The organism is Rhizobium sp. YAF28, assembly GCF_052113285.1.
In the GTDB taxonomy this organism is placed as follows: domain Bacteria; phylum Pseudomonadota; class Alphaproteobacteria; order Rhizobiales; family Rhizobiaceae; genus Rhizobium.
This window is the reverse complement of sequence record NZ_JBFRCX010000007.1, coordinates 197,437-221,542: the sequence shown is the minus strand read 5'-3', so window position 1 is coordinate 221,542 and position 24,106 is coordinate 197,437. Positions and strand designations below refer to the sequence as shown.

Here is a 24,106-nt window from a genome sequence, read left to right as displayed (position 1 = left end):
CGCCTCGCGCCGGGCGCTTTCAGTTCTCTAGTTTTTGCGCGGACGGTCCTGTGCCCCCTCAGGAGCCGCCGCTTGGGATAAAACCATGAGCACATTCGAATTCCTATGGCAGGGCATTCTGGTTGCTGCGCAGCCGATCAACCTGCTCTACGCCTTCATCGGCGTGACCCTTGGCACCGCGGTTGGCGTACTGCCGGGCATCGGCCCGGCACTGACGGTCGCGCTGCTCTTGCCCGCCACCTACAAGCTCGATCCGGGCGGCTCGCTCATCATGTTTGCCGGCATCTACTACGGCGGCATGTATGGCGGCTCGACCACGTCGATCCTTTTGAATACGCCGGGTGAAAGCGCTTCGATCGTCACCGCGCTCGAGGGCAACAAGATGGCGCGTGCAGGTCGCGGCGGACCGGCATTGGCGACAGCGGCCATCGGCTCGTTCGTCGCCGGTCTCATCGCCACGCTCGGACTTGCTTTCGTCGCCCCCTATATCGTGAAACTGGCGTTGATCTTCGGTCCCCGCGAATATTTCGCACTTATGGTGCTGGCATTCGTGACCGTCTCTTCGGCCTTTGGGGATTCGGCGTTGCGTGGCCTCACCTCGCTCTTCATCGGCTTTGCGTTCGCCATGGTCGGGATCGACCAGCAGACGGGCCAGGCGCGCCTTTCCTTCGGCATACCCGACCTGCTCGACGGTATCGAGGTGACGACGCTGGCTGTTGCCATGTTCGCCATTGGCGAGACGCTCTACATCGCCGCTCAAGGAAAGCGCGGCGAGGACAAGGTGGAAGCGGTTCGTGGCTCGCTCTGGATGAACAAGCAGGACTGGGCACGCTCCTGGAAGCCGTGGCTGCGTGGCACGATCATCGGCTTCCCCATTGGCGCGATGCCGGCGGGCGGCGCCGAAATCGGCACGTTCCTCTCCTACGCCACGGAAAAGCGCCTGTCGAAGAACCCCGAGGAATTCGGCCATGGCGCCATCGAAGGCGTTGCCGGTCCCGAGGCTGCCAACAATGCATCGGCCGCCGGCACGCTGGTGCCGCTGCTGACGCTTGGCCTGCCGACGTCAGCGACAGCGGCGATCATGCTGGCCGGCTTCCAGCAATACGGCCTGCAGCCGGGTCCGCTGCTGTTTGCGACCAACCCGCAGCTCGTCTGGGGTCTCATCGCCAGCCTGCTCATCGCCAATGCGATGCTCCTAGTCCTGAACCTGCCGATGATCGGTCTCTGGGTTCGCCTGCTGACGGTTCCAAAGCCGTGGCTCTATGCCGGCATCCTGCTGTTTGCCACGCTCGGCACTATCGGGGCCAATCCTTCGGTCTTCGAGCTCGGCATGCTGCTTGGTTTCGGCGTGCTCGGTTATATCATGCGGATCTTCGGCTATCCGATCGCGCCCACCGTCGTCGGTCTCATCCTCGGGCCGCTGGCCGAGCAGCAGCTTCGCCGAGCGCTCTCGATCAGCCAGGGCGACGTGACCACGCTCGTCATGTCGCCGATCGCCTGCGGCCTGCTGATCGTCGCCGCTGCGGCCTTCCTCATTCCGCTGATCCTGAGATTGCGTGGCCGCGGCCAGGTTCTTTCTCAGCTCGCGGCAAATGAAGACTAAAACAAAAAGACGACCCCGACCCCTAATTCAGGCCGGCCGTGGCAACATGGCCGGCCTTTTCTTTGCCTTTCACAGCCTGTGCAATTTCGTCCTGAAGAAAAGCTAATAAGTATGGCTCTTGTTCTGTGGCGCGGTAATTTCGCAGTGACAGATCCAGCCGACGTTTAATTTAAATTTAAGCGAATCTCCCAATATTTTGCATCACCACTGCCCTGGATGCAGGCATGAAGCCCTCATCAGCCTGCCGCTTCCCCTCTTCTATCAGGAACATTGTATGAGACGCCCACGCGTAAAATTATTACTCTCCGTTGTCTTTGCCGTCATTGCCATCATGTTCGGCCTGCTTGCGTGGATGTCGATCAGCAGCATGCGGCTCTTGAACCGCCAGACGGAAGTCATCGCGACCAACTGGATACCGAAAATCGCTACCGGCAAAAGCATTGAGAGTGCTTTCTATCGGCTGAACTCGGCCTATTTCGAGCATATCCTGGCCGATACGCCCGAAGCAACGAAGACTGCGGAGACCGAGATCGCGCAACGCACCGACACGCTTTCGCAGCAGATTGAAAAGTACCGACCACTCGTTACCACCCAGCGCGGTGGTGAACTTCTAAAGGCTATCGAAGGCGGCGTCGCCGACTATAAGCAGGTTGCGGTGCAGATGATCTCTCTATCGAGTACCGGCAAGAAAGCGGAAGCGAAGGCGCTGCTTTCCGGCGACATGCGCACCAAGCTCGACAAGGCGTCCGGTTATCTCAGGGACCTGCTCGACTTCAATACGTCAAGCTCCGACAAGATCTACCGCGATGGCATCTCGGTCTTCCAGACGACGGTTCTGGCAGCCGCTATCCTGATTGCAGTCTGTGCTGCGATCCTGCTGGCTGCAGTGGCGTTTGCCATCATCGGCGTTGCCCGCCCCATCGAGATGATCACGGCTTCGATGAAGAAGCTGGCAGCCGGCGATACGGATAGCGCCATTCCCTTCCCGGGCCGTTCCGACGAGATCGGCGACATGGCTGGGGCTGTCGAAATCTTCCGCGCCAATTCCGTCGCCAATCGCCGTCTGGAGCAGGAGGGCGAGGCACAGCGCAATCTCACAGAGGAAGAGCGTCGTCGCAGCGCCGAACACGAACATATCAAGGCTGAGGAGATGCGACGGGCCACGGCTGGCCTCGGGGACGGTCTGAAGCACCTTTCCGCCGGTGACCTCACGTTTCAATTGAGGGAACCGTTTGCCGCCGATTTTGAATCGTTGCGTGCCGATTTCAATTCGTCGGTTACACAACTCGCCGATGTCATGCGTGCCGTCGCCGCCAGCGCCTCATCCATCGACAGCGGAACCCGCGAGATCAGCCAGAGTGCAGACGACCTCTCCCGCCGTACCGAGCGGCAAGCCTCCTCTCTGGAGGAGACGGCGGCAGCGCTTGACGAAATCACCGTCAATGTCGCGAATTCCTCCAAGCGCGTCGATGAAGCCAAGTCGGTGGCAATCCAGGCAAACGACAGCGCAGCAAAATCCGGTGCCGTCGTCGCTGATGCCGTCCACGCAATGGAGCGGATCGAACAGTCTTCGAGCCAGATTTCCAATATTATCGGCGTCATCGATGACATCGCCTTCCAGACGAACCTGCTGGCGCTCAATGCCGGTGTCGAGGCCGCTCGTGCCGGCGAAGCGGGCAAGGGGTTTGCGGTTGTCGCCCAGGAAGTGCGCGAACTCGCTCAGCGCTCTGCTCAGGCGGCTCGCGAGATCAAGGATCTCATCAGTGCCTCGACAGGTGAGGTTGCCGTCGGCGTGAAGCTGGTGCGTGAAACGGGTGGGGCTCTGAGCACGATCGGCGACTATGTCGTGACGATCAACAAGCACATGGAAGCAATTGCCACGTCAGCACGGGAGCAGTCCACGGGACTGACGGAGGTCAATTCTGCTGTCAACCAGATGGATCAGGTGACACAACAGAATGCTGCGATGGTCGAGGAGAGCAACGCGGCGAGTGCCACGCTGGCAACCGAAAGCCGCAGACTGCGCGAGCTGATTGCCCGCTTCGATCTCGGTCAGGGCAATGCTTCGACGCACCGGACCGCTACTCCGCCTTCTGCATCGGCCAAGCCGGCGGCTACGCGCACGGCTGGATACGTGAGTGTCGGAAATGTCGCCTTGAAGCAGGAATGGTCAGAGTTCTAACCGGCTGAATTGTTAGTCGAATTCCGAAGCGGCTCGGAGCGAACCTGAGCCGTTTTTCGTTTGCCGGCGAAAGAAATATGCGCTTCTTGCATGGCAGCGGTGATTTCTTGCGCGTTGTAGGTGCATCCGGATTTCCCCATCTAGGAAGGGTCAACGAAAGAGCGAGAGGAAAAGAAGATGTCCGCTTTCAGAAAGTCGATCCATAATGGTTTCCTGGCCCGCGCCATTGCAGCGCTCGGTGCCGCAAACGCAGTCAGCGCCGCTGTCGAAGGTGGCCGCAAGCCGCGCGCACGTGACCTGCAGGAACTCGGTATCGATCCGGTAAGCTTTGGCCGTGTCATCCGGTAAGACGTGCCGAATGCGTAGATTGAGTGTCAGATCATCTATTGAATGAATAAGCCCGCAACCGTTGGTCGCGGGCTTTGTTTTTTGGACTATGCAAGCCGCAGCACCAGACCACAGCGGCTTTTTAATTGTCAGGCGTGCAGGCGCTCCCGCTCGGGGACATCAGCTTCCTTCTGCCGCTCTTGCCTGTTGTAGCGGATCGAGGACCAGAGCGAGATGCCGATCAGGGCTGCGCCGCCAAGGCCGGTGATGACCTCGGGAATGTGCGTCAAGGTCTGCACATACATGATCACCGAGAGGATCAGAATGGCGTAGAAGGCGCCGTGTTCCAGATAGCGGTATTCGGCCAGCGTTCCCTTTTCCACCAGCATGATCGTCATGGAGCGCACATACATGGCGCCGATGCCGAGGCCGATCGCGATGATGAAGAGGTTCTGCGTCAGTGCGAAGGCGCCGATGACGCCGTCGAAGGAGAAGCTGGCATCCAGCACTTCCAGATAGATGAAGGCGCCGAGGCCACCCTTTGCCGCCTCGCTCATCGCACGCTGCGATGCATCGAGAAGGCCGCCGATGACTTCTACCACTAGGAAGGTCACAAGACCGTAGATGGCGCAGTAGACGAAGGTGGTCGCGTCTTCGCCTTCGAGGAGATAGGAGAACAGCAGGATCAGCAGGAGCACGAAGGCGATCTCGACACCCTTGATGGTAGCCGAACGCGCCATCAGCCGCTCCAGCGAGCCGATCCAGTGGACTTCCTTCTCATGGTTGAAGAAGTAGCTGAGGCCAACCATCATCAGGAAGGTGCCGCCGAAGGCTGCGATCGGCAGATGCGCATCATTCATGATGCGGGCATATTCGGCAGGTTCACGCGCGGCAAGCACGAGCGCTTCCCACGGGCCGATCTTTGCCGCGATGGCGACGATTGCCAGCGGAAAGACGATACGCATGCCAAAGACGGCAATAACGATACCCCAGGTCAGGAAGCGATGCTGCCAGACAGGGGTCATTTCTTTCAGCTTATTGGCATTGACAATGGCGTTGTCGAAGGAGAGCGAGATCTCCAGCACAGCCAGTACCGTGCAGATGAAGAAAACAGTGGCCATGCCACTCAGCGTGCCGGTCGACTGCCAGCCGAGAAATGCGCCGAGTGCCAGGCCGAGTGCGGTGACGATGAAGGCCCAGCGGAAATAGCCGAGCGAGGATTTGTGGGATTGAAGCTGGTTCATGGCTGCACCTCGCAGCCGCAAACCGTTTCTGAAGATGGGGTGAAAACAGAAAAACGCATACCACATAGGGCATGCGCTATTGGCATGGTGAGCTTTTTCATCGATGAAAAATCCGCCGGCTAATTTGCAGGCGGTACCGACATCACGAGAGCGCCGTAAAAACTCTCGCCAGAGGGGCCCGGCACCAGGGTTCCCCCGCAGCCGATGTCTGGATGAGGCGGCGGGTGCTCCACTAGGTAGTCATGTTGCTGCGCCAGTCAAGATGCACGGACGGGCAAGGTTATCGATTTCTTTGGAACCATACTGGCGCTCACCCGTTCCGTCCTAGCTGAGCCGATGAAACATCTCAGATACTCTTGAAGGAGGGCGACGATGCACAATTCGACCCATGTTCCCGACAAGCGCACGGAAGCGTCGGACCGTATGAAGCGGGCGAAACCCAATCGCATGCAGAGGGCGCAGGTTCTGCCCCCGCACCAAGTGGACCTGACGCTGACCCCGGGCGCAATACACGACATTCATGTGCCGGCGCATATGACCGGCAGCGACCTTTCCAAGGGCGGGCTTGATATCAAGAGCGACGATGCCAACGTCGCAAAGCCTGTGCGCTGAAAACCAGTTTCGCAACCGATAAGACAGGTGAAATACGAATGACGATCAATCTTGTGCCGCGGGATATCTTCATCCAGCACGAATATGAGTGGCAGGCCGTGCGCGAGGCGGCCGAACGCCGGCTCGATATAGGCAAGCGCGAGACGCCATCCGCGCAGTCAAGCGGGCAAACCGCAAGGCCCGCTGCTGCAACCTCGGCAGCGCAAGGCTGCTGAACACAGGGCAGAATTTGAATGAGACGCCCGGCCACGCGCCGGGCGTTTTCTTTTCCGACGAGTTCTGGTCTGGGAAAGCGACCCACGGCCATATCTTGCCAACCTTTCCGAAAGGATTGGACAGCGATAATCCGGCCCATTCAAGGGAATCGGATCGATGGCCAAGACAGCGACACGCCGCCGCAAGGCGCCGGCAAAAAGGAAGAGCAGTGCGTCCTCCAGCGGCGCGATGCCTTGGATGGTGATAGGCATCGCGGCGGTGGGCGCCATTGCCGCCTATGACAATTGGAAGAGCATCCGCCCGATGCTTGGCAAGGCACCTGCCGCCGTCATCAGTGAGGCGGCTGAAGGCAAACCTCAGACATCCAAGGAAGCGCCGAAGCAGGTTGCCGTTGCGGCTCCTGCTGTCAAGCCACGCCAGACAAACGATCCAGTACCACCTGCAGCGATCCCCTCGGCTCCGGTGCCGGCGGCAAAGATCGTGCCGGCCTCTATTTCTCCTGCTACCCCATCCTCGTCGGAAACCGCCAAGGCGGCTTTCGGATATTGCGGGCAGGGTGAGCATATCAATTGCGTCGGTGACGCAGGTACCTTCTGGTATAAGGGCGAGAAGATCGTCATCGCCGATATGGTCAGCCCGGACGTGGACCGTGCACGCTGCGAAGACGAACGGAAGATTGCCTTTGCTGCCAAATCGCGTTTGCTTGCGCTGCTGAATGCCGGTCCGTTCGACATGAATGCTGTCGGCAAGGCAGATGACCGGGGTGCGCCGCGTGTCATTTCGCGCGACGGGCGCTCTTTCGGCACGCGGCTTATCAATGAGGGCCTGGCCAGGAAGCCGGGATCTGCCGGCGGTTCCTGGTGCGCTTGAGGCCCCCGGTCTGACGATCGCTTATTTTCGCGTGTTATTTCCGTGCTGGCGCCTTGCCGCTGGTGCGGAAGCTGCCGGTGAAGGCCGAATCCTTGCTTTCGGCCGTGCATTCGATGGCAGTCGGCTTACCGGAATAAGGATTGCCGAAGGTGCACGAGCCGGCAACCTTCACCTCACCTGTCATCTTATTTCCAACGCCCGTGGTGACGAGGCTGAGCGGCAGTCGGGCATTGCCATTGGACGCGGGCTTGATGCCCTTCCCATCGCCCTGGAAGCCCAGCAGCTTACCATCAGAGGTGAAGATGAAGGTCACGGTGCCGTTGACGAGCGTCACGCTTGCCAGCTCTCCCTTGCAGCCCTTCGTGGCATCGAACTTGGCAACGACGAGCTTCTGGCACTTGCCACCAAGGGCAATGACGCCGGGCGCACCCGGAAAATTGTCGTCGGCCTGCGCTGCAGCTGCAAAAGCGAGGGTGGAGAAGGCGGCGATGGCAAGCGCGGATAATTTCATTTCGATTCGAACCCCATGTCCTGACGAGGCGAATCAACGCCTCGGGCTCTATTGTCGCGCATGGCATGGCTCTGTGTCCGAATTTGGTTTCGATCCCTTCGGATAAGATTTGAGACGAGCCGGTACAGGTGGCTTGGTCTGGAATGCGAATCCGGCAACTTAAAACCGGAAACTAAAGGCCTTTCGATTTCTCGAAAGGCCTTTGCTTTTCAGCGAATTAGGATGGTGGGCGTGACAGGGATTGAACCTGTGACCCCTACGATGTCAACGTAGTGCTCTCCCGCTGAGCTACACGCCCATCCGATGGCGGCGCATAGATCACAAAACCTCCGGAGCCGTCAATAGGCTTTTTTGAAGTTTTGTGACGAGCCGCCAAGAAGCCTTATGCGGCAAGCATCTTGTTGACCTCGTCAACGAGATCGCGCAGGTGGAAAGGCTTGGAAAGGACCTTTGCATCCTTCGGAGCCTTCGAATCAGGGTTCAGTGCAACGGCTGCGAAGCCGGTGATGAACATGACCTTCAGGTCAGGATCGAGTTCGGTCGCACGGCGCGCCAACTCGATGCCATCCATTTCCGGCATGACGATATCGGTCAGCAGCAGCGAGAACGGCTCCTCACGCAGGCGGTCATAAGCGCTAGCGCCGTTGTCGTAGGAAAGGACCTTGTATCCGGCCTTTTCGAGCGCCTTCACGAGGAAGCGGCGCATGTCATTGTCGTCTTCGGCGAGAAGTATCTTCTGAGTCATTAATCCGGACCGCTGATCACTGATGTTTTTCTAGGATACCAGCCGTCTACACTAAACTTCGCCCGGTAAACAACCGGTGAAATCACCCTAGCCACGACCGCCATCCCTTCTATGTAGTATGGACTTAAGGGCAGGCAACTGGCAACATAGCCGTCATAGCCACTTGATGACATGGTAAAGAGGGCAGAAAGTGCCGGAAATACGCGAATACGAGCTTTTTGAAGTGCATGAGCCCGTGTCGCAGACCATTCCTTTCGTCTACAACTCCCCTCATAGCGGTCGCGTTTATCCACCGGAATTCATCGCGCAGTCGCGGCTGGAAGGTATCTCGATACGCCGGTCTGAAGACCATTATGTCGACGAGCTGTTCGGCGCTGCCGTGGATCTTGGTGCGCCACTCCTCCTTGCGAATTTCCCGCGCGCCTACCTGGACGTCAACCGTGAGCCTTATGAGCTCGATCCGCGCATGTTCGACGGGCTGTTGCCGCCCTATGCGAATATCAACTCGCTAAGGGTTGCGGGTGGACTTGGCACCATTCCGCGCATCGTGGCCGAGAACATGGAAATCTATGCGCGCCGGCTGCCCGTTCAGGAGGGGCTGGAACGTGTCGAAAGCGTCTACAAGCCCTATCACTCGACGTTGCGGCGGCTGATTGCACGCACCCATGTACAGTTTGGCTTCGGCGTCCTGATCGACTGCCATTCCATGCCGGGCAACGTGCGCGTTGCCGGCAGCAATGCGCGGCCCGATTTCATCATCGGCGATCGCTACGGCACCAGCGCTTCGGCAGAGCTTTCGCGTACGGCAATCGGCATCCTCGAGGAAATGGGTTTTGCAGCGATCCGCAACAAGCCCTATGCCGGTGGCTTCATCACCGAACATTATGGCCGCCCGTCACGCGGGCTGCATGCGCTGCAGATCGAGGTCAACCGTTCGATCTACGTCGATGAGGTCACGCTGGAGAAGCGGCCCGATTTCGACATCGTTGCAACCGCCGTCACGTCGTTCATGCGGCAGATGGCTGAGTATGTCGAGAAATTCTCCGGCGACCGGGCGCTTGCGGCCGAGTGATTTCTGCCTTCAGGTCAAAAAAAACCGCGCTTTGTCAGCGCGGCTAAGTCTAGGGAGGAAACACCCAAGGAGGGTATTTACAGTCAGAAGACTGTAGGTAAGAAACTACTGCTGCATTGCACAATTGTCAAGCAATATATTGCACTGCAAAATATTTAGGCAGCTAATCGGAAATTGCCTGTTGTGTTTGCATTCCGCCGGTTTTTCGCTATGAAAAACGCCATTTCCCGCCAGCTATGTGGATTTCTCCATGCTTCCTGACCGTTCGTTCTTCAACCGTCTCGCCGAAGCTGCCAAGGCGGAAACCCTGCCGCGTTTTCGCTCGGGCACCAATGTCACCAACAAGCTGTCGTCCGGCTTCGATCCCGTCACTGAAGGCGACAGGGCGGCGGAGACAGCCATCCGTGCGCTGATCGAAGCGCATTTCCCGGAGCACGGTATTCTGGGCGAAGAACATGGCAATGTCGGCCTCGACCGCGAGCATGTTTGGGTGATCGACCCGATCGACGGTACGCGCGCCTTCATTTCCGGCGTTCCGGTCTGGGGTACGCTGATCGGCCTGCAGAAGAATGGCCGGGCGGTTGCCGGCATGATCGAACAGCCTTTCACCGGCGAGCGTTACTTCGGCGACGAAAACGGTTCGACCTATAGCGGGCCTGAGGGCGAACGCCGGCTGCAGGTGCGTGACTGCGGCGCTCTTTCCAATGCCATCCTCTTCACGACCTCGCCGCATCTCTTCGTCGGCGAGGAGATGGAGAAATATCGCGAGATCGAAAGTCAGGTGCGGCTCTTCCGTTATGGCTGTGACTGTTATGCCTATGCGCTGCTGGCGGCAGGCCATGTCGATCTCGTGATCGAGAACAGCCTCAAACCCTATGATGTCGGTGGGATCATTCCTGTCATCGAGGGCGCCGGCGGCATCATGACCACCTGGGACGGCGGACGGCCGGAAAACGGCGGCTCCATTATCGCTGCCGGCAGCAGGGCGGTCTATGAAGAGGCGATCGCCATCCTGCAGCGCTAACGCGCGTCGTGCAAAAGTGTGCAGCGGTTTTGCGATAACCACATGCGTAAAATAAGAACTTAAAGCATGGCGAGCGAATCCTGGAGACCGCGATGGGTTTAAGTTTCAGACGCCGATCGCCGTCACGTCATCGGTCGCCTCGGCGTCGCTGCCGGGAATGAAGGCGTGGAAGGCGGCAAGTGCTGCGGTACGATACATATCCCTTTCCTGGAATATCTCGTGGCGGGCGCCGTTGATCGGTACGAGCTGACCGGCGCGGAAATAACGCGAAAGCCTCTCCTGCACCGTATAAGGCACCAGCCCGTCGCGTGTCGGGGCGATGACGACAGAGGGAATGGTGATCGAAAAGAGATGATAGGGCTGGGTCACCCGGTCGATCGCCTTCATGCATTCATACATCCAGCGCGCGGTCGGCGCTCCCAGCGCAAGCTCCGGGTGGGCTTTTGCTATAGCCGCATTGCGCTCGAAGCGCGTTTCGTCCGATGTGAGCGGATTATCAAGGAATTGCAGCTCCTTCATCTTGCCGAGCGGCATCCCGCCGAGGCCAACAGCACAGAGTGAGCTCGATACCGTGCGGATGACGCCTTGGGAGGCGGCCTGGCCGATGAGGCCGAGGAAAGGGGCAGAGAGCACCATGCGCTCGATACGCGTCGAGAGATAGGGTGCGGCGGAAAGCGCAATCAGCGCGCCTGTGGAATGAGCAAGCATATAGAAGGGCAGGCGGGTATCCGGGAGCACGACCTTTTCGAGGAAGGCATCGAGATCGCGCTCGTAATCGGAAAAGCGGCGGATGTGGCCATGATTGCGTTTCTTAATCAGCCGAGGCGAACCACCCTGGCCGCGCAGATCGAAAGTCGCGACCCAGAGGCCCTTGGCGGTGAGATCTCGGATCGTCTCGAAATACTTCTCGATATATTCGCTGCGCCCGTGCAGGAGCACCACCGTTCCATGGGCGACCGGTGCCTGCGACCGGAAGACGGCATAACGCAACCTATGGCCGTCGTAGGTCTCGAAAAAACCTTCGGTGCGGTTCTCTGGCGCCGGATTGTCTGGGGTCGAGTAAAGAACCTGTTCCATAGGCAGAATGTTTCTTCGCGTGAGAGATATACTAGGGGATAGCGCAGAGGCCGGGAAAATCAATGGCGAAATTGTGGCTTAATATAAGCGAGGTATAATACATTAAGATTTTTCTATATGGCAAGCTTCGCGAAAGCAGAGACACGCTATGGTTAGTGCGAACGAAAGATTTGTCCCGGCATGAGGCCGGTTATCCGCACGTTCATGACTGAAGATTGGGGCGCCGGGAGGCTGGCCATGAGTTCGGTTTCTTCCGTCGGGCCTGTCAATTCCGGCGTCCACCAATCAACCGGTCCGCAGCGGCCGGAGTCCATTCTCGATTATTTGCAGTCGGACTATCTCGATATCGATCCGCCGGATGTGCATCCGGCGATCCTGAAACTGCTCAGCGACAATTCGAAGTCGCAGGCAGCTTTCGCGCGGGAATATTCTGCCGTCATGGCAATGCCGCAGAATGCCGACATTTCGCCGGAAAACGGCCAGTTCCTTGCGCTCGAGCAGATGATCGTTGACAATCGCGACGCCTTTCCGGCGGAGGGTTTCACGATCAGCACGAAGCTGCCGGGCGGCGGTTCCATCGTTGCCGAGGTGCCGCCTTCAAACAGCGGCGGCAAAGAGGACAGCAGTCCTTTGTCGATATTTTCAAGCAGTGATTCAGCTGCGCTGTCGCGCATCGTCAGCGCTCTCATGCTGAGCCATCAGGATGCCGCGGCTGATAGGCTGGATGCGACGCAGGATCAGCTTGCAGAGCTTTACGCCTGAAGAAAAAAGGCCGGCGGAGCTGAGGGAGCTCTTGGCCGGCCGAATTTAGGCTGAAGAAGAAGGGACGATACACTTCAGCCTTCGGGCCAGTGTCACCCGATGCCTCTATCTCTAGACAGCAGCGCCTGAACCTTCGCCGAACCTGCCGTTCATGCGGGGTTCACGCAGCCATCCCGGGTGCTTTGAAGAGGGCTTGAAGTCCCAGAAAGCCATACCCATCTGAACTCTGCGGACGCCAGAAGGGTCCGCGCAACCGTCCCGAAGCCGCCAAGAACGGGGTTTCAGGGCATGATATCGCAACACGTCGCTTCCCTAGGAGGACATCATGCGTCACGTAGACTTCTCTCCCCTTTATCGTTCCACCGTCGGTTTCGACCGCCTCTTTACCATGCTCGACAGCCTCTCCCAGCCGGAGCAGGTTCCGAGCTATCCGCCGTACAACATCGAGCGGACCGGTGAGAACACCTACCGTATCACCATGGCCGTTGCCGGCTTCGACGAAACCGAACTCTCCATCGAATCGCATGCCCACGCGCTCATCGTGAAGGGTGAAAAGCGCGAAGAAAATGCTGATGGCAGCGAGTTCCTATATCGTGGCATCGCAAAGCGCGCCTTCGAGCGCCGCTTCCAGCTTGCCGACCATGTCGAAGTGACCGCCGCTTCGCTGAAGAACGGCCTCCTGCACATCGACCTTCTGCGCAGCATCCCGGAGGCTCTCAAGCCCCGCAAGATCGCTATTGCTGCCGAGCCGGTCGAGGCTCCGAAGGCGATCGAAGCACAGGTCGTCAACAACTAATCCGCTTTGACGGATCAGACGGAAACGGCGCCCTCGCGGGCGCCGTTTTTGTTTGCGGTCATTCTGTTCAATCAGGCTGGGCTTGCCGCTTCTTCAAGCTGCTTTTCGGTGGCCCGGCGGGCTGCGGCGGCGGCATATTTCTGGGCGATGACGGCGCAGACCATCAGCTGGATCTGATGGAAGAGCATCAGCGGCAGGACGATTGCGCCGATCGACTGGCCGGCGAAGATGACGTTTGCCATCGGAACGCCGCTTGCGAGGCTCTTCTTCGACCCGCAGAAGGTGATGGTGATCTCATCGGCCCGGTTGAAGCCGAGCCAGCGGCTGCCATACATGGTGATAACGAGAACGAGCGCCAGCAGTACCATGTCGGCGATGATGACGGCGGCGATGTCGCCGATGGAGAAGGTGTGCCACAGGCCCTCGACGACGGCCGTCGAGAAAGCCAGGTAGACGACCATCAGGATGGAGCCGCGGTCGACCGGCATCAGGATCTTCTTCTTGGAGCGGATCCATTCGCCGATCCAGGGCTGCAGGATCTGGCCGACGACGAAGGGGGCGAGGAGCTGGAGCAGGATCTGTTCGAGCGCATCGAAGGAAAAGCCGCCGTGGCCGCCGACCGAAAAGAGCAGGCCGACGAGCAACGGCGTCAGGAACATGCCGAAAATATTGGAAGCCGAAGCCGAGCAGATCGCTGCCGGCACATTACCACCCGCCATTGAGGTGAAGGCGATCGAGGACTGCACAGTCGACGGCAGCACGCAGAGGAAGAGGATGCCGAGATAAAGCGGCTGCGGCAGGATCGAATCCGGGATGAAGCCTATCGCCAGGCCGAGGATCGGGAAGAGTCCGAAGGTGGTCAGCAGAATGACGAGATGCAGCCGCCAGTGTAGCAGACCGGCGATGACAACATCACGCGAGAGTCGCGCGCCGTGCAGGAAGAACAGCAGCGCAATGGCAAAATCAGTCGCCACACCGAACCAGCCGGCAAAGGCGCCGCTTGCTGGGAAGATCGAGGCGAGGATGACGGTGCAGACGAGCAGGATCGTGAATGTGTCGGGTAAGAAGCGGCGCATGGCGGTCTCGCTGAGATAAATGAGTCATTGTTTTGTCGCTCATTATGATACAGGATGCAAGGAATAACAGTTATCGCGAATCTGGATTCGCCTCATGCTGGACCTCTCACAGCTACGCAGTTTCGTCACCGTCGAGCAGATGGGTAGCTTCACGCTGGCCGCCGAGAGGCTGGGCCTCGGCCAGTCTACGGTCAGCCAGCATATCCAAAGGCTGGAAACTTCGCTGGGGCGACGGCTGCTGGAGCGCGATACGCATAAGGTCGTCCTGACCGGTGATGGCGAGGCCCTGCTTTCGCATGCGCGCGCCATGTTGTTGATCGAAGGACAGGTGCAGTCGCTGTTCAAGGGCGGCAGCCTGCGCGGGCGGCTGCGGCTCGGCGTTTCCGAGGATTTCGTAACGAGCCAGTTGCCGGCGGTGCTGGAAGATTTCGTGCGCTCGCATCCCTCGGTCGATCTGGAGCTGACGGTGGCACTGTCCGGCGTGCTCTATGAAATGCAGGATGCGGGGGTCATCGATCTGGTGCTGGCGAAACGACGGCTCGGCGATGAGCATGGAAAGCTCGTCTATCGCGAGCCGCTCGTCTGGCTGGCGCGTGATCCGGAACATGTACTCGCCGCCGGTCCGCTACCCCTGATCGCCTTTCCGCCGCCAAGTGTGACGCGGGCCATTGCGCTCGAGGCACTCGGGCGGCATGGCGTGCCCTGGCGGATTGTCTGTACCTGCGGCAGCCTGAGCGGGCTGACGGCTGCGGCGCGCGCCGGCATGGGCGTGCTGGTGCAGCCGCGCAGCATGGCGCCTTCGGGGCTGAAGGAGATTGCTGTCGGCAGGCTGCCCGTTCTCGAGGATGTCGAATTCGTGCTGGTGCCGCGCAAGGGGGCCGATCAGGCGCTGGTGGCGGCACTTTCGAATGATATTCTGAAGAAGGTCAGGAACTTGCGGTCGGCTTGAAACAAAATTCCCGCCGATACTGGCGGGATCTTGTTTTGTGACCGTGATGGTTGCCGTCGCAGGAACTCAGGCCGCCAGGCACTTCAGGAAGCCATCGACATCAGCTTCGTTGGTGGCGAAACTGGTGACGAGACGGACGAGCGTTTCGCCCTCCGAAACGAGGTCCGGCATGCCGGCCGGGATCGGCCACTCGTAGAATTTTGCGCCTCTGCCCTCAGCCGTTTTTGCCGCTGATTTCTGAATGACTGCGAAAACTTCGTTTGAGGCGGTCGGCCAGGCGAGCCGAGCCGAGTTGCTGGCGCCGATGCCTGCGCGCAGACGCTCGGCCATGCCGTTGGAGTGACGGGCGAGATCGAGCCAGAGGCTATTTTCGAAATAGGCGTCGAACTGGGCGGAGATGAAGCGCGACTTGGAGAAGAGCTGGGCGGCGCGCTTGCGGATGAAGGGCATTTCCTTCGCCTGCTCCGGATTGAAGAAGATGATCGCTTCCGCGCACCAGCAGCCATTCTTGGTGCCGCCGAAGGAGAGAATGTCGACGCCGCGTTTCCAGGTCATTTCGGCAGGCGTTGCATTGAGTGCGACGAGCGCATTGGCGAAGCGGGCGCCATCCATGTGCAGCGGCAGATTGCGCTTCTTGGCGATGGCGGAGATTTCGCCGATTTCCGGCAGAGAATAGACGGTGCCGATTTCAGTCGCCTGGGTGATGGTGACGGCACTTGCACGACCATGATGGACCGCGTCCTCAGGGAAGGCGGCAATCTTCGCGGACAGTTCTGCCGGATCGATTTTGCCGAAATCGCCGGCGACCGGCATCAGGCGGGATGCACCGGAGAAGAATTCGGGGGCGCCGCATTCGTCCTGGGCGACATGGGCTTCCTGATGGCAGAAGGCGATGCCGCCGGGGCGTTGCACGCTTGCGAGCGAAAGCGAGTTGGCGGCGGTGCCGGTGGCGACGAAGAAGACCGAGACCTCGCGTTCGAAGATTTCGGAGAAGCGGGCTTCAACCTTCTTATCGTAGTCGCTGTTGCCGTAGGCGGCGGCAAAATCGGCAGATTCAGCCAGCAGGCGCTCGGCAATGGATTTATGGGCGCCAGCCCAGTTGTCGGAAGCAAAAAACATGGAAGAAACCATTGAAAATGATGGGGCGGGAGTTAGGAAAGGGACATTACGCCAAAGCTTCACAGGATCAAGCGCGGAAGTCCTGATCCATCACAGAAATTGAACCGCGTAATCAAAAAACAAAATACTTTCTCGATGAGCAATTTTATGTCGTGGTTTCGACTGATTTGGCAATCTTCCGTCGCAAATTGGCGTTTTTTTAAGAGCACACTCTTGCGAAGAGGAATTGTTTCTGTCATTGAACTGATGAACTAGGACAGGGTTGCTGTCCTATTTTGGCCTTCCCGGCCGAAGAGGCGCCGAAAGCCCTGGAACAGAGCGGCTTTCACGCTATAGTTCTTTCGAGTGCTGAGCCTTCACATGGCGGCGCGCGGAGGCGAATGGCAGGCGCGGAACGCGACGGTTTGCTTTCCTTGAAAAGCAGACGTCTGCGACCGGATCTTCACGATGCAACAGCGCTGTCACGCGCCGGACCTATCTTAAAGGGTGCGGTGCGCGACGAAAAGCCGCCCGCAGCCCCGCGGGCTTCGACAGGAGGAAGACGATGACGAAGAAGACGCCATCCACGCAGATTGACCAGTTCGCAGCAGCAAACGTGCGCGCAACGGCCAATACGCGTAAATTCGCCTCCGGCTTGCCGAAAAAACAGGGGCTCTACGATCCGCGCAATGAACATGATGCCTGCGGTGTCGGCTTCGTTGCGCATATGAAGGGCCAGAAGTCGCATCAGATCGTCAAAGACGGTCTCTTCATTCTTGAAAACCTGACGCACCGCGGTGCCGTCGGCGCCGATCCGCTGATGGGCGACGGCGCGGGCATCCTCGTGCAGATCCCCGATCGCTTCTTCCGCGAGGAAATGGCCCTGCAGGGCATCACCCTACCGAAGGCCGGCGAATATGGTGTCGGCCATATCTTCATGCCGCGCGACGAAAAGCAGATCGAGCACTTCAAGAAGGTGATCAAGGACGTCATCACCGAAGAAGGCCAGGTCCTCATCGGATTCCGTGACGTTCCGGTCGACAATTCCTCGCTCTCCAAGGCGCCGGCAATTGCCGCGACCGAGCCGCATCACGTGCAGGTCTTCATCGGTGCCGGCAAGGATGCCGCGACGAACGATGAATTCGAGCGCCGGCTCTTCACGCTTCGCAAGGTGATCTCCAACCGCATCTATGACGAGTTCGACGGCGAGGAGAGCCACTTCTATCCGGTGTCGCTGTCGAGCACGACCGTCGTCTACAAGGGCATGTTCCTGGCCTATCAGGTCGGCGCCTATTATAAGGACCTGGCGGACCCGCGCTTCGAGAGCGCCGTGGCACTCGTACACCAGCGGTTCTCGACCAACACCTTCCCGTCCTGGAAGCTTGCGCACCCGTACCGCATGGTCGCCCATAACGGCGAAATCAACACGCTGCGCGGCAACGTCAACTGGATGGCGGCGCGCCAGGCCTCTGTCTCCTCTCCGCTGTTCGGCGAAGATATCTCCAAGCTCTGGCCGATCTCCTATGAAGGCCAGTCGGACACGGCCTGTTTCGACAACGCGCTCGAATTCCTCTTGCGCGGCGGCTATTCGCTTTCGCATGCGGTCATGATGCTGATCCCGGAAGCCTGGGCTGGTAACCAGTCCATGTCGCCGGAGCGCAAGGCATTCTACGAATATCATGCTGCTCTCATGGAACCTTGGGATGGCCCGGCTGCCGTTGCCTTCACCGACGGCAAGCAGATCGGCGCGACGCTCGACCGCAACGGCCTGCGTCCCGCTCGTTATCTCGTCACAGACGATGATCGCGTTATCCTCGCCTCCGAAGCCGGCACGCTGCCGGTTGCCGAAGAGAGCATCATCCAGAAGTGGCGCCTGCAGCCAGGCAAGATGCTGCTGATCGACATGGAAGAAGGCCGCATCATCTCCGACGACGAGGTGAAGGCGCAGCTTGCAAACGCGCATCCCTATCGCAGCTGGCTTAACCGCACGCAGCTCATCCTTGAAGACCTGAAGCCGGTCGAACCGCGTGCGCTTCGCCGCGACGTCTCGCTGCTCGATCGCCAGCAGGCCTTCGGCTACACGACGGAAGACACCAAGATCCTGATGTCGCCGATGGCGACGACGGGTCAGGAAGCGATCGGCTCGATGGGCACGGATACGCCGATCTCGGCCATGTCCGAGAAGTCGAAGCTGCTTTACACCTATTTCAAGCAGAACTTCGCGCAGGTGACGAACCCGCCGATCGACCCGATCCGTGAAGAACTCGTCATGAGCCTTGTGTCATTCATCGGTCCGCGTCCGAACATCCTCGACCACGAAGGCATGGCAAACGCCAAGCGTCTCGAGGTGCGCCAGCCGATCCTGACCAATGGCGATCTCGAGAAGATCCGCTCGATCGGTCACACGGAAGACCGTTTCGACACAAAGACACTTGATTTCACCTATGATGTGGAGCGTGGCGCCGAAGGCATGCCCGAGATGCTCGACCGCCTCTGCGAACGGGCGGAAGCGGCCGTCAAGGGCGGTTACAACATCATCGTGCTCTCCGACCGCCAGATCGGCCCCGATCGTATCGCGATCCCGGCGCTGCTTGCGACCGCTGCCGTGCACCATCACCTGATCCGCAAGGGGCTGCGCACCTCGGTCGGTCTCGTCGTCGAAACCGGCGAGCCGCGCGAAGTGCACCATTTCTGCCTGCTGGCTGGTTATGGTGCTGAAGCGATCAACCCCTATCTCGCCTTCGACACGCTGCTGGATATGCATGCCAAGGGCGAATTCCCGAAGGAAGTCGACGCCAGCGAAGTCGTCTATCGCTACATCAAGGCTGTCGGCAAGGGCATCCTGAAGGTCATGTCCAAGATGGGCATCTCGACCTATCAGTCCTATTGCGGCGCGCAGATCTTCGATGCGATTGGCCTGCAGTCGGAATTCGTCGACAAGTACTTCTTCGGCACGGCGACGACCATCGAAGGCGTCGGCCTGGAGGAAATCGCCAGCGAGACGGTCATCCGCCACAAGTCAGCCTTCGGCCGCGATCCGCTGCTCGCCAGCACGCTCGATATCGGCGGCGAATATGCCTACCGCATGCGCGGCGAAAGCCATGCCTGGACGCCGGATGCCGTGGCTGCCCTGCAGCATGCGGTTCGCGGCAATGCCGAGGATCGCTACCGCGAATTCGCCGAGATGGTGAACACGTCGGCGCTCCGTATGAACACGATCCGCGGCCTCTTCAAGATCAAGAGCGCCGAGGCACTCGGCCGCAAGCCGGTGCCGGTCGACAGCGTCGAGCCGGCGGTCGATATCGTCAAGCGCTTCTCCACGGGCGCCATGTCCTTCGGCTCGATCAGCCGCGAGGCGCATACAACGCTGGCGATCGCCATGAACCGGATCGGCGGAAAGTCGAACACCGGTGAGGGCGGCGAAGAGAGCGATCGCTACATGCCGCTGCCGAATGGTTCGTCGAACCCCGAGCGCTCGGCCATCAAGCAGATCGCGTCCGGCCGTTTCGGCGTGACGACGGAATATCTCGTCAATGCCGACGTGCTGCAGATCAAGGTCGCGCAGGGTGCCAAGCCCGGCGAAGGCGGCCAGCTGCCCGGCCATAAGGTCGATGCGGTCGTTGCCAAGACCCGTCATTCGACGCCGGGCGTCGGCCTGATTTCGCCGCCGCCGCACCATGACATCTATTCGATCGAAGATCTGGCGCAGCTGATCTACGACCTGAAGAACGTCAACCCGACCTCGGATGTCTCGGTCAAGCTTGTCTCGGAAGTCGGCGTCGGCACGGTTGCCGCCGGTGTTGCCAAGGCGCGCGCCGACCACATCACGGTTGCCGGTTTCGACGGCGGCACGGGCGCTTCACCGCTCACCTCGTTGAAGCATGCAGGCTCTCCCTGGGAAATCGGCCTTGCCGAAACCCAGCAGACGCTGGTGCTGAACGGTCTGCGCTCGCGCGTTGCCCTACAGGTTGACGGTGGTCTGAAGACCGGCCGCGACGTCGTCATCGGCGCGCTGCTTGGTGCCGATGAATTCGGCTTCGCGACGGCTCCGCTGATCGCTGCCGGCTGCATCATGATGCGCAAGTGCCATCTCAACACCTGTCCGGTCGGCGTGGCGACGCAGGATCCCGTCCTGCGCAAGCGCTTCAAGGGCACGCCGGAGCACGTCATCAACTACTTCTTCTTCGTCGCCAACGAAGTGCGCGAAATTCTGGCCTCCCTCGGCTTCACCAGGCTCGATGAGATCATCGGCGCTTCGGAGTTGCTCGAGAAGGACGAGATGCTGGCGCACTGGAAGGCTAGGGGACTCGACTTCGCGAAGATCTTCCACAAGGTCGATGCACCGAAGGAGGAGACCTACTGGACGACGCGTCAGAAGCACCCGATCGACGACATTCTCGACCGCAAGATGATTGCGGCGGCCGAGCCGGCGCTGGCATCGAAGACGCCCGTTGCCTTCGAAGTCGACATCAGGAACGTCGATCGTTCCGCCGGTGCGATGCTCTCGGGCGAGGTGGCCAAGCGTTATAACCATCGCGGCCTGAAGGAAGACACGATCAACGTCACCCTCAAAGGAACAGCAGGCCAGAGCTTCGGCGCATTCCTGGCACGCGGCGTGACCTTCAACCTGATCGGCGACGGCAATGACTATGTCGGCAAGGGCCTCTCGGGCGGCAAGATCATCATCCGTCCGCCGGAAAACTCGAGGATCGTCGCTGAGAACTCGATCATCGTTGGCAATACCGTTCTCTACGGTGCGACCGAGGGCGAGTGCTACTTCCGCGGTGTCGCGGGTGAGCGTTTCGCAGTTCGTAACTCCGGTGCGATCGCCATCGTCGAAGGCGTGGGCGATCACGGCTGTGAATATATGACGGGCGGCGTGGTCGTCGTGCTCGGCGAAACGGGCCGCAACTTCGCGGCCGGCATGTCGGGCGGCGTGGCCTATGTTCTCGACGAGGCCGGCGATTTCGCCAGCCGCTGCAACATGGCCATGGTCGAGCTCGAGCCGGTTCCGGAAGAGGATGACATGCTGGAGAAACTGCACCATCACGGCGGCGACCTCATGCATAAGGGACGTGTCGACGTCTCCGGCGACATGACGCGTCACGACGAGGAGCGCCTATACCAGCTGATCTCAAACCACCTGCACTACACGGGCTCCACCCGCGCCAAGGAAATCCTTGAGCACTGGGCTGACTACCGCCCGAAATTCCGCAAGGTCATGCCGGTTGAATACCGTCGCGCGCTTGAGGAAATGGAGCGCAGCCGGATGGGCATCGCTGCCGAGTAGTTGCACCGAACAATCCGCCACGCCTGAAAAGCGCGTGGCGGGTGACTGAAATATCTCAATGACACACGACGATGAGCCACGAGCTTGAAGCTTGTGCAACTGCGTGGATGGCGACAGGGGATATGTTCGAATGACGGTCAAGACAAACAACCTGCCTCCGCGATCGAGGCTGAACAGACAACTGGCCGCGGGCGAGGCGGTCATGAGGGTAAGGGACGAAAATATGGGTAAGGTTACAGGTTTTCTGGAAATCGACCGGCAGGTAGCGAAGTATCAGCCTGCGTCGGATCGTATCCGTCATTTCCGCGAATTCACGATCCCGATGTCGGACCCGGAAGTGCAGAAACAGGCAGCCCGCTGCATGGACTGTGGCATCCCCTATTGCCACGGCCCGACCGGCTGCCCGGTGCATAACCAGATTCCGGACTGGAACGACCTCGTCTACAACAACAACTGGGAAGCAGCGATCCAGAACCTGCATTCGACCAACAACTTCCCTGAGTTCACTGGCCGGGTCTGCCCCGCGCCTTGCGAGGAGGCCTGCACGCTGAACCTCGAGGATACGCCGGTCGCCATCAAGACGGTCGAACAGGCGATTGCCGACAAGGCTTACGAGCTCGGCTTCATCCGTCCGCAGCCGGCAACGATCCATACCGGCAAGAAGGTTGCAATCATTGGCTCCGGCCCTGCCGGCATGGCGGCCGCCCAGCAGCTCGGTCGCGCCGGCCATGACGTGCATGTCTACGAGCGTGAGACGAAGCCCGGCGGCCTGCTGCGTTACGGCATTCCGGATTTCAAGATGGAGAAGAACTTCATCGATCGCCGCGTGGAGCAGATGAAAGGCGAGGGCGTGACGTTCCATTGCGGCGTCAATGTCGGCGTCGACGTCAAGGTCGAGCAGCTGCTCGCGGATTATGATGCCGTGCTTTACTGCGGCGGCTCCGAGACGCCGCGTGCTGCCGGCATTCCGGGTATCGATCTCACCGGTGTTCACGATGCAATGCCGTATCTGGTTCAGCAGAACAAGCGCGTCGGCCGCGAGAATATCGACAGCACCGGTTGGCCGTCCGATCCGATCCTGGCCGGAGCCAAGCATGTCGTCGTTGTCGGCGGTGGTGATACGGCGTCGGACTGCGTCGGCACGGCCTTCCGTCAGGGTGCGGTCAAGGTGACCCAGCTCGACATTCGTCCGCAGCCGCCGGAAAAGGAAGACAAGCTCGCCGTCTGGCCGTTCTGGGCCACGAAGATGCGTACCTCCTCTTCGCAGGCCGAAGGCGCGATCCGCGAATTCCAGGTCGCCACGCTAGAATTCGTCGGCGAAGATGGTGTCCTGACAGGCGTGAAGTGCTGTGAAGTCGATGAGCGCCGCCGGCCGGTTCCGGGTACGGATTTTGTCATCAAGGCAGATCTTGCCTTTATCGCCATCGGCTTCAGCGGTCCGTTCAACGACAGCGTGCTGAAGGAGCTCGACGGCAAGCTGATACTCAATATCGACAAGCGCGGATCGACCAACGTCGTTGCCAACGACCTTGACTACAAGACCTCGATCGACAAGCTCTGGACGGCGGGCGACGTGCGCCGCGGCCAGTCGCTGGTGGTCTGGGCAATCCGCGAAGGCCGCCAGGCCGCGCGCGCGATCGACGAGGCGCTGATGGGCTCCACCGTCCTGCCGCGCTGATCGGCCACAAACAATTCGTCGAGCAATAAAACTCCGCCGCATTCCGGCGGAGTTTTTCGTGGTGCGACCGGTTGACGCGCCGCGGCTTCCGGCAAGCTTCATGCAATTCCCGAGCTGCAGTTTTCCTGCGTATGCAGGCCCGAACCGGCCTGCGGCGACTGGCCGGACATGCCCCCGCCCGTTCAGTCGTGAGGCGTTTCACTGTTGGCCGCGGCGCAAGGGACATGGTTGCTGCGGACCATCACAAAGGACAAACCATGGTTTCCGCAATCGACAGTACGCGGCTGGTCTCAGCCCAATACGCCCTGAAGAACCTGCGCGGTTCCGATGAGGACAGCAGTCAGAGTGCCACCGAATCCTCCAGCGCTGCCAGCATTCTCAGCAGCTACGGTCTGGACCCGGACACGTCTTCGCTGCTTTCCAACAATGCGCTTGCAAGCCTGCTCGATACGCTTTCGACGCAGAACGATCAGACCGACGAGACGACGGACACATGGAGCGAAAATCCCGATGTGACGAGTTCGTCCTTCATGGCCATGCTAAAAAAGCAGCTTGAAGAGGCGGCCCAGCAGGAAGGCACCGATGGTACGGCACATGATATGCTGGCAGCTCTTGAAAACGGTACGCTGACGGTCTCCGATCCGACGCAGGGCGTTTCCATCGCCGCCTGGGATGTCGAAAATCCGGATGAAGCGAATACGGACAGCAAGCCCGGCACCGATATCGACGCCAGCGGCTGGAACGACTTTCTCAACGCGCATCTGAAGCGCGGCGATGATGCCTCGTTCGTCAAGCAGGCCGGTCACTATGTGGATAAGGTCGACAACAGCAATGCCTATTTCGGCCAGATCGGCTCTAACTTCTACTATCTGACTTGGCCGCAGGCGGCAGCCAAGTAATCCGGACCGTCGATTTTCGGGTCGATGCGTAGATTCAAAGAGTTAGAGCGTCCCTAATGCGTCCGAATGGGCGCA

At 59.7% G+C, this 24,106-nt stretch carries 19 protein-coding genes, 1 tRNA gene and 1 pseudogene; 14 read left to right on the top strand and 7 right to left on the bottom strand.

Annotated features, from left to right (window positions below):
• Window positions 1-85: 85 nt before the first annotated feature.
• The 3 genes from AB4Z13_RS18005 (at window position 86) to AB4Z13_RS17995 (ending at window position 4,133) form a co-directional block, all read left to right on the top strand.
• Window positions 86-1,603, top strand: a complete 1,518-nt coding sequence (locus AB4Z13_RS18005; protein ID WP_442206416.1) for a tripartite tricarboxylate transporter permease — start codon at window positions 86-88, stop codon at window positions 1,601-1,603.
• A gap of 274 nt (window positions 1,604-1,877) precedes the next feature.
• Window positions 1,878-3,785, top strand: a complete 1,908-nt coding sequence (locus tag AB4Z13_RS18000) for a methyl-accepting chemotaxis protein (protein ID WP_442206415.1) — start codon at window positions 1,878-1,880, stop codon at window positions 3,783-3,785.
• Between the two features lie 177 nt (window positions 3,786-3,962).
• Window positions 3,963-4,133 carry a hypothetical protein gene (locus tag AB4Z13_RS17995; protein WP_439016566.1) on the top strand — a complete coding sequence of 57 codons (171 nt, stop codon included), beginning with the start codon at window positions 3,963-3,965 and terminating at the stop codon, window positions 4,131-4,133.
• A 128-nt stretch (window positions 4,134-4,261) separates the two neighbouring features.
• On the opposite strand, the gene AB4Z13_RS17990 is transcribed toward AB4Z13_RS17995, so the two are convergent.
• Complete coding sequence (locus AB4Z13_RS17990) at window positions 4,262-5,356, bottom strand: DUF475 domain-containing protein (RefSeq protein WP_442206414.1); 1,095 nt, start codon at window positions 5,354-5,356, stop codon at window positions 4,262-4,264.
• Between the two features lie 372 nt (window positions 5,357-5,728).
• Between AB4Z13_RS17990 and AB4Z13_RS17985 the strand changes: the two genes are divergently transcribed.
• From AB4Z13_RS17985 to AB4Z13_RS17975, 3 genes are all read left to right on the top strand, one after another.
• Window positions 5,729-5,968 (top strand): hypothetical protein, encoded by a 240-nt coding sequence (locus AB4Z13_RS17985; RefSeq protein WP_037103557.1) that lies wholly within the window; start codon window positions 5,729-5,731, stop codon window positions 5,966-5,968.
• Window positions 5,969-6,006: 38 nt separating this feature from the next.
• Window positions 6,007-6,183, top strand: a complete 177-nt coding sequence (locus AB4Z13_RS17980) for a hypothetical protein (RefSeq protein ID WP_310383652.1) — start codon at window positions 6,007-6,009, stop codon at window positions 6,181-6,183.
• Between the two features lie 157 nt (window positions 6,184-6,340).
• Window positions 6,341-7,054, top strand: a complete 714-nt coding sequence (locus tag AB4Z13_RS17975) for a hypothetical protein (protein WP_113320940.1) — start codon at window positions 6,341-6,343, stop codon at window positions 7,052-7,054.
• 34 nt (window positions 7,055-7,088) lie between these two features.
• On the opposite strand, the gene AB4Z13_RS17970 is transcribed toward AB4Z13_RS17975, so the two are convergent.
• The 3 genes from AB4Z13_RS17970 to cpdR1 all read right to left on the bottom strand — a co-directional run bounded on the left by AB4Z13_RS17970 (window position 7,089) and on the right by cpdR1 (window position 8,310).
• Window positions 7,089-7,565 (bottom strand): hypothetical protein, encoded by a 477-nt coding sequence (locus AB4Z13_RS17970; protein ID WP_007822806.1) that lies wholly within the window; start codon window positions 7,563-7,565, stop codon window positions 7,089-7,091.
• A 223-nt stretch (window positions 7,566-7,788) separates the two neighbouring features.
• Window positions 7,789-7,863, bottom strand: a tRNA-Val gene (locus tag AB4Z13_RS17965).
• Window positions 7,864-7,947: 84 nt separating this feature from the next.
• Window positions 7,948-8,310, bottom strand: coding sequence for a response regulator CpdR1 (cpdR1, locus tag AB4Z13_RS17960; protein ID WP_003542883.1), 363 nt, complete (start codon window positions 8,308-8,310; stop codon window positions 7,948-7,950).
• A gap of 190 nt (window positions 8,311-8,500) precedes the next feature.
• On the opposite strand from cpdR1, the gene AB4Z13_RS17955 reads away from it, so the two are divergent.
• Window positions 8,501-9,382: an N-formylglutamate amidohydrolase gene (locus AB4Z13_RS17955; protein ID WP_113320939.1), complete on the top strand. Its 882-nt coding sequence runs from the start codon at window positions 8,501-8,503 to the stop codon at window positions 9,380-9,382.
• Between the two features lie 250 nt (window positions 9,383-9,632).
• Window positions 9,633-10,406, top strand: coding sequence for a histidinol-phosphatase (hisN, locus tag AB4Z13_RS17950; protein ID WP_113320938.1), 774 nt, complete (start codon window positions 9,633-9,635; stop codon window positions 10,404-10,406).
• A 105-nt stretch (window positions 10,407-10,511) separates the two neighbouring features.
• On the opposite strand, the gene AB4Z13_RS17945 is transcribed toward hisN, so the two are convergent.
• A complete protein-coding gene (locus tag AB4Z13_RS17945) occupies window positions 10,512-11,483 on the bottom strand; it encodes an alpha/beta hydrolase (protein WP_113320937.1) in 972 nt (323 codons plus the stop codon).
• A 237-nt stretch (window positions 11,484-11,720) separates the two neighbouring features.
• On the opposite strand from AB4Z13_RS17945, the gene AB4Z13_RS17940 reads away from it, so the two are divergent.
• A complete protein-coding gene (locus AB4Z13_RS17940) occupies window positions 11,721-12,245 on the top strand; it encodes a hypothetical protein (protein ID WP_439016559.1) in 525 nt (174 codons plus the stop codon).
• Window positions 12,246-12,570: 325 nt separating this feature from the next.
• A complete protein-coding gene (locus tag AB4Z13_RS17935) occupies window positions 12,571-13,041 on the top strand; it encodes an Hsp20 family protein (RefSeq protein ID WP_007822816.1) in 471 nt (156 codons plus the stop codon).
• 71 nt (window positions 13,042-13,112) lie between these two features.
• On the opposite strand, the pseudogene AB4Z13_RS17930 reads toward AB4Z13_RS17935, so the two are convergent.
• A pseudogene (locus tag AB4Z13_RS17930) lies at window positions 13,113-14,160 on the bottom strand (bile acid:sodium symporter family protein).
• A 51-nt stretch (window positions 14,161-14,211) separates the two neighbouring features.
• Between AB4Z13_RS17930 and AB4Z13_RS17925 the strand changes: the two are divergent.
• Complete coding sequence (locus tag AB4Z13_RS17925) at window positions 14,212-15,066, top strand: LysR family transcriptional regulator (protein WP_113320934.1); 855 nt, start codon at window positions 14,212-14,214, stop codon at window positions 15,064-15,066.
• A 66-nt stretch (window positions 15,067-15,132) separates the two neighbouring features.
• On the opposite strand, the gene AB4Z13_RS17920 is transcribed toward AB4Z13_RS17925, so the two are convergent.
• Entirely contained in the window at window positions 15,133-16,185 is a 1,053-nt protein-coding gene (locus tag AB4Z13_RS17920; RefSeq protein WP_113320933.1) for a threonine aldolase family protein, read from the bottom strand.
• A 544-nt stretch (window positions 16,186-16,729) separates the two neighbouring features.
• On the opposite strand from AB4Z13_RS17920, the gene gltB reads away from it, so the two are divergent.
• The 3 genes from gltB (at window position 16,730) to AB4Z13_RS17905 (ending at window position 24,031) form a co-directional block, all read left to right on the top strand.
• Window positions 16,730-21,454, top strand: coding sequence for a glutamate synthase large subunit (gltB, locus tag AB4Z13_RS17915; protein WP_113320932.1), 4,725 nt, complete (start codon window positions 16,730-16,732; stop codon window positions 21,452-21,454).
• Between the two features lie 223 nt (window positions 21,455-21,677).
• Window positions 21,678-23,132 carry a glutamate synthase subunit beta gene (locus tag AB4Z13_RS17910; protein WP_442206413.1) on the top strand — a complete coding sequence of 485 codons (1,455 nt, stop codon included), beginning with the start codon at window positions 21,678-21,680 and terminating at the stop codon, window positions 23,130-23,132.
• A gap of 257 nt (window positions 23,133-23,389) precedes the next feature.
• Window positions 23,390-24,031, top strand: a complete 642-nt coding sequence (locus AB4Z13_RS17905; protein ID WP_442206412.1) for a hypothetical protein — start codon at window positions 23,390-23,392, stop codon at window positions 24,029-24,031.
• Window positions 24,032-24,106: the final 75 nt, after the last annotated feature.

Excerpts from the sequence above, each read along its gene's own strand:
- AB4Z13_RS18005 (WP_442206416.1), top strand. The coding sequence starts at position 86 with ATGAGCACATTCGAATTCCTATGGCAGGGCATTCTGGTTGCTGCGCAG.
- AB4Z13_RS18000 (WP_442206415.1), top strand. The coding sequence starts at position 1,878 with ATGAGACGCCCACGCGTAAAATTATTACTCTCCGTTGTCTTTGCCGTC.
- AB4Z13_RS17995 (WP_439016566.1), top strand. The coding sequence starts at position 3,963 with ATGTCCGCTTTCAGAAAGTCGATCCATAATGGTTTCCTGGCCCGCGCC.
- AB4Z13_RS17990 (WP_442206414.1), bottom strand. The coding sequence starts at position 5,356 with ATGAACCAGCTTCAATCCCACAAATCCTCGCTCGGCTATTTCCGCTGG.
- AB4Z13_RS17985 (WP_037103557.1), top strand. The coding sequence starts at position 5,729 with ATGCACAATTCGACCCATGTTCCCGACAAGCGCACGGAAGCGTCGGAC.
- AB4Z13_RS17980 (WP_310383652.1), top strand. The coding sequence starts at position 6,007 with ATGACGATCAATCTTGTGCCGCGGGATATCTTCATCCAGCACGAATAT.
- AB4Z13_RS17975 (WP_113320940.1), top strand. The coding sequence starts at position 6,341 with ATGGCCAAGACAGCGACACGCCGCCGCAAGGCGCCGGCAAAAAGGAAG.
- AB4Z13_RS17970 (WP_007822806.1), bottom strand. The coding sequence starts at position 7,565 with ATGAAATTATCCGCGCTTGCCATCGCCGCCTTCTCCACCCTCGCTTTT.
- cpdR1 (WP_003542883.1), bottom strand. The coding sequence starts at position 8,310 with ATGACTCAGAAGATACTTCTCGCCGAAGACGACAATGACATGCGCCGC.
- hisN (WP_113320938.1), top strand. The coding sequence starts at position 9,633 with ATGCTTCCTGACCGTTCGTTCTTCAACCGTCTCGCCGAAGCTGCCAAG.
- AB4Z13_RS17945 (WP_113320937.1), bottom strand. The coding sequence starts at position 11,483 with ATGGAACAGGTTCTTTACTCGACCCCAGACAATCCGGCGCCAGAGAAC.
- AB4Z13_RS17940 (WP_439016559.1), top strand. The coding sequence starts at position 11,721 with ATGAGTTCGGTTTCTTCCGTCGGGCCTGTCAATTCCGGCGTCCACCAA.
- AB4Z13_RS17935 (WP_007822816.1), top strand. The coding sequence starts at position 12,571 with ATGCGTCACGTAGACTTCTCTCCCCTTTATCGTTCCACCGTCGGTTTC.
- AB4Z13_RS17925 (WP_113320934.1), top strand. The coding sequence starts at position 14,212 with ATGCTGGACCTCTCACAGCTACGCAGTTTCGTCACCGTCGAGCAGATG.
- AB4Z13_RS17920 (WP_113320933.1), bottom strand. The coding sequence starts at position 16,185 with ATGTTTTTTGCTTCCGACAACTGGGCTGGCGCCCATAAATCCATTGCC.
- gltB (WP_113320932.1), top strand. The coding sequence starts at position 16,730 with ATGACGAAGAAGACGCCATCCACGCAGATTGACCAGTTCGCAGCAGCA.
- AB4Z13_RS17910 (WP_442206413.1), top strand. The coding sequence starts at position 21,678 with ATGGGTAAGGTTACAGGTTTTCTGGAAATCGACCGGCAGGTAGCGAAG.
- AB4Z13_RS17905 (WP_442206412.1), top strand. The coding sequence starts at position 23,390 with ATGGTTTCCGCAATCGACAGTACGCGGCTGGTCTCAGCCCAATACGCC.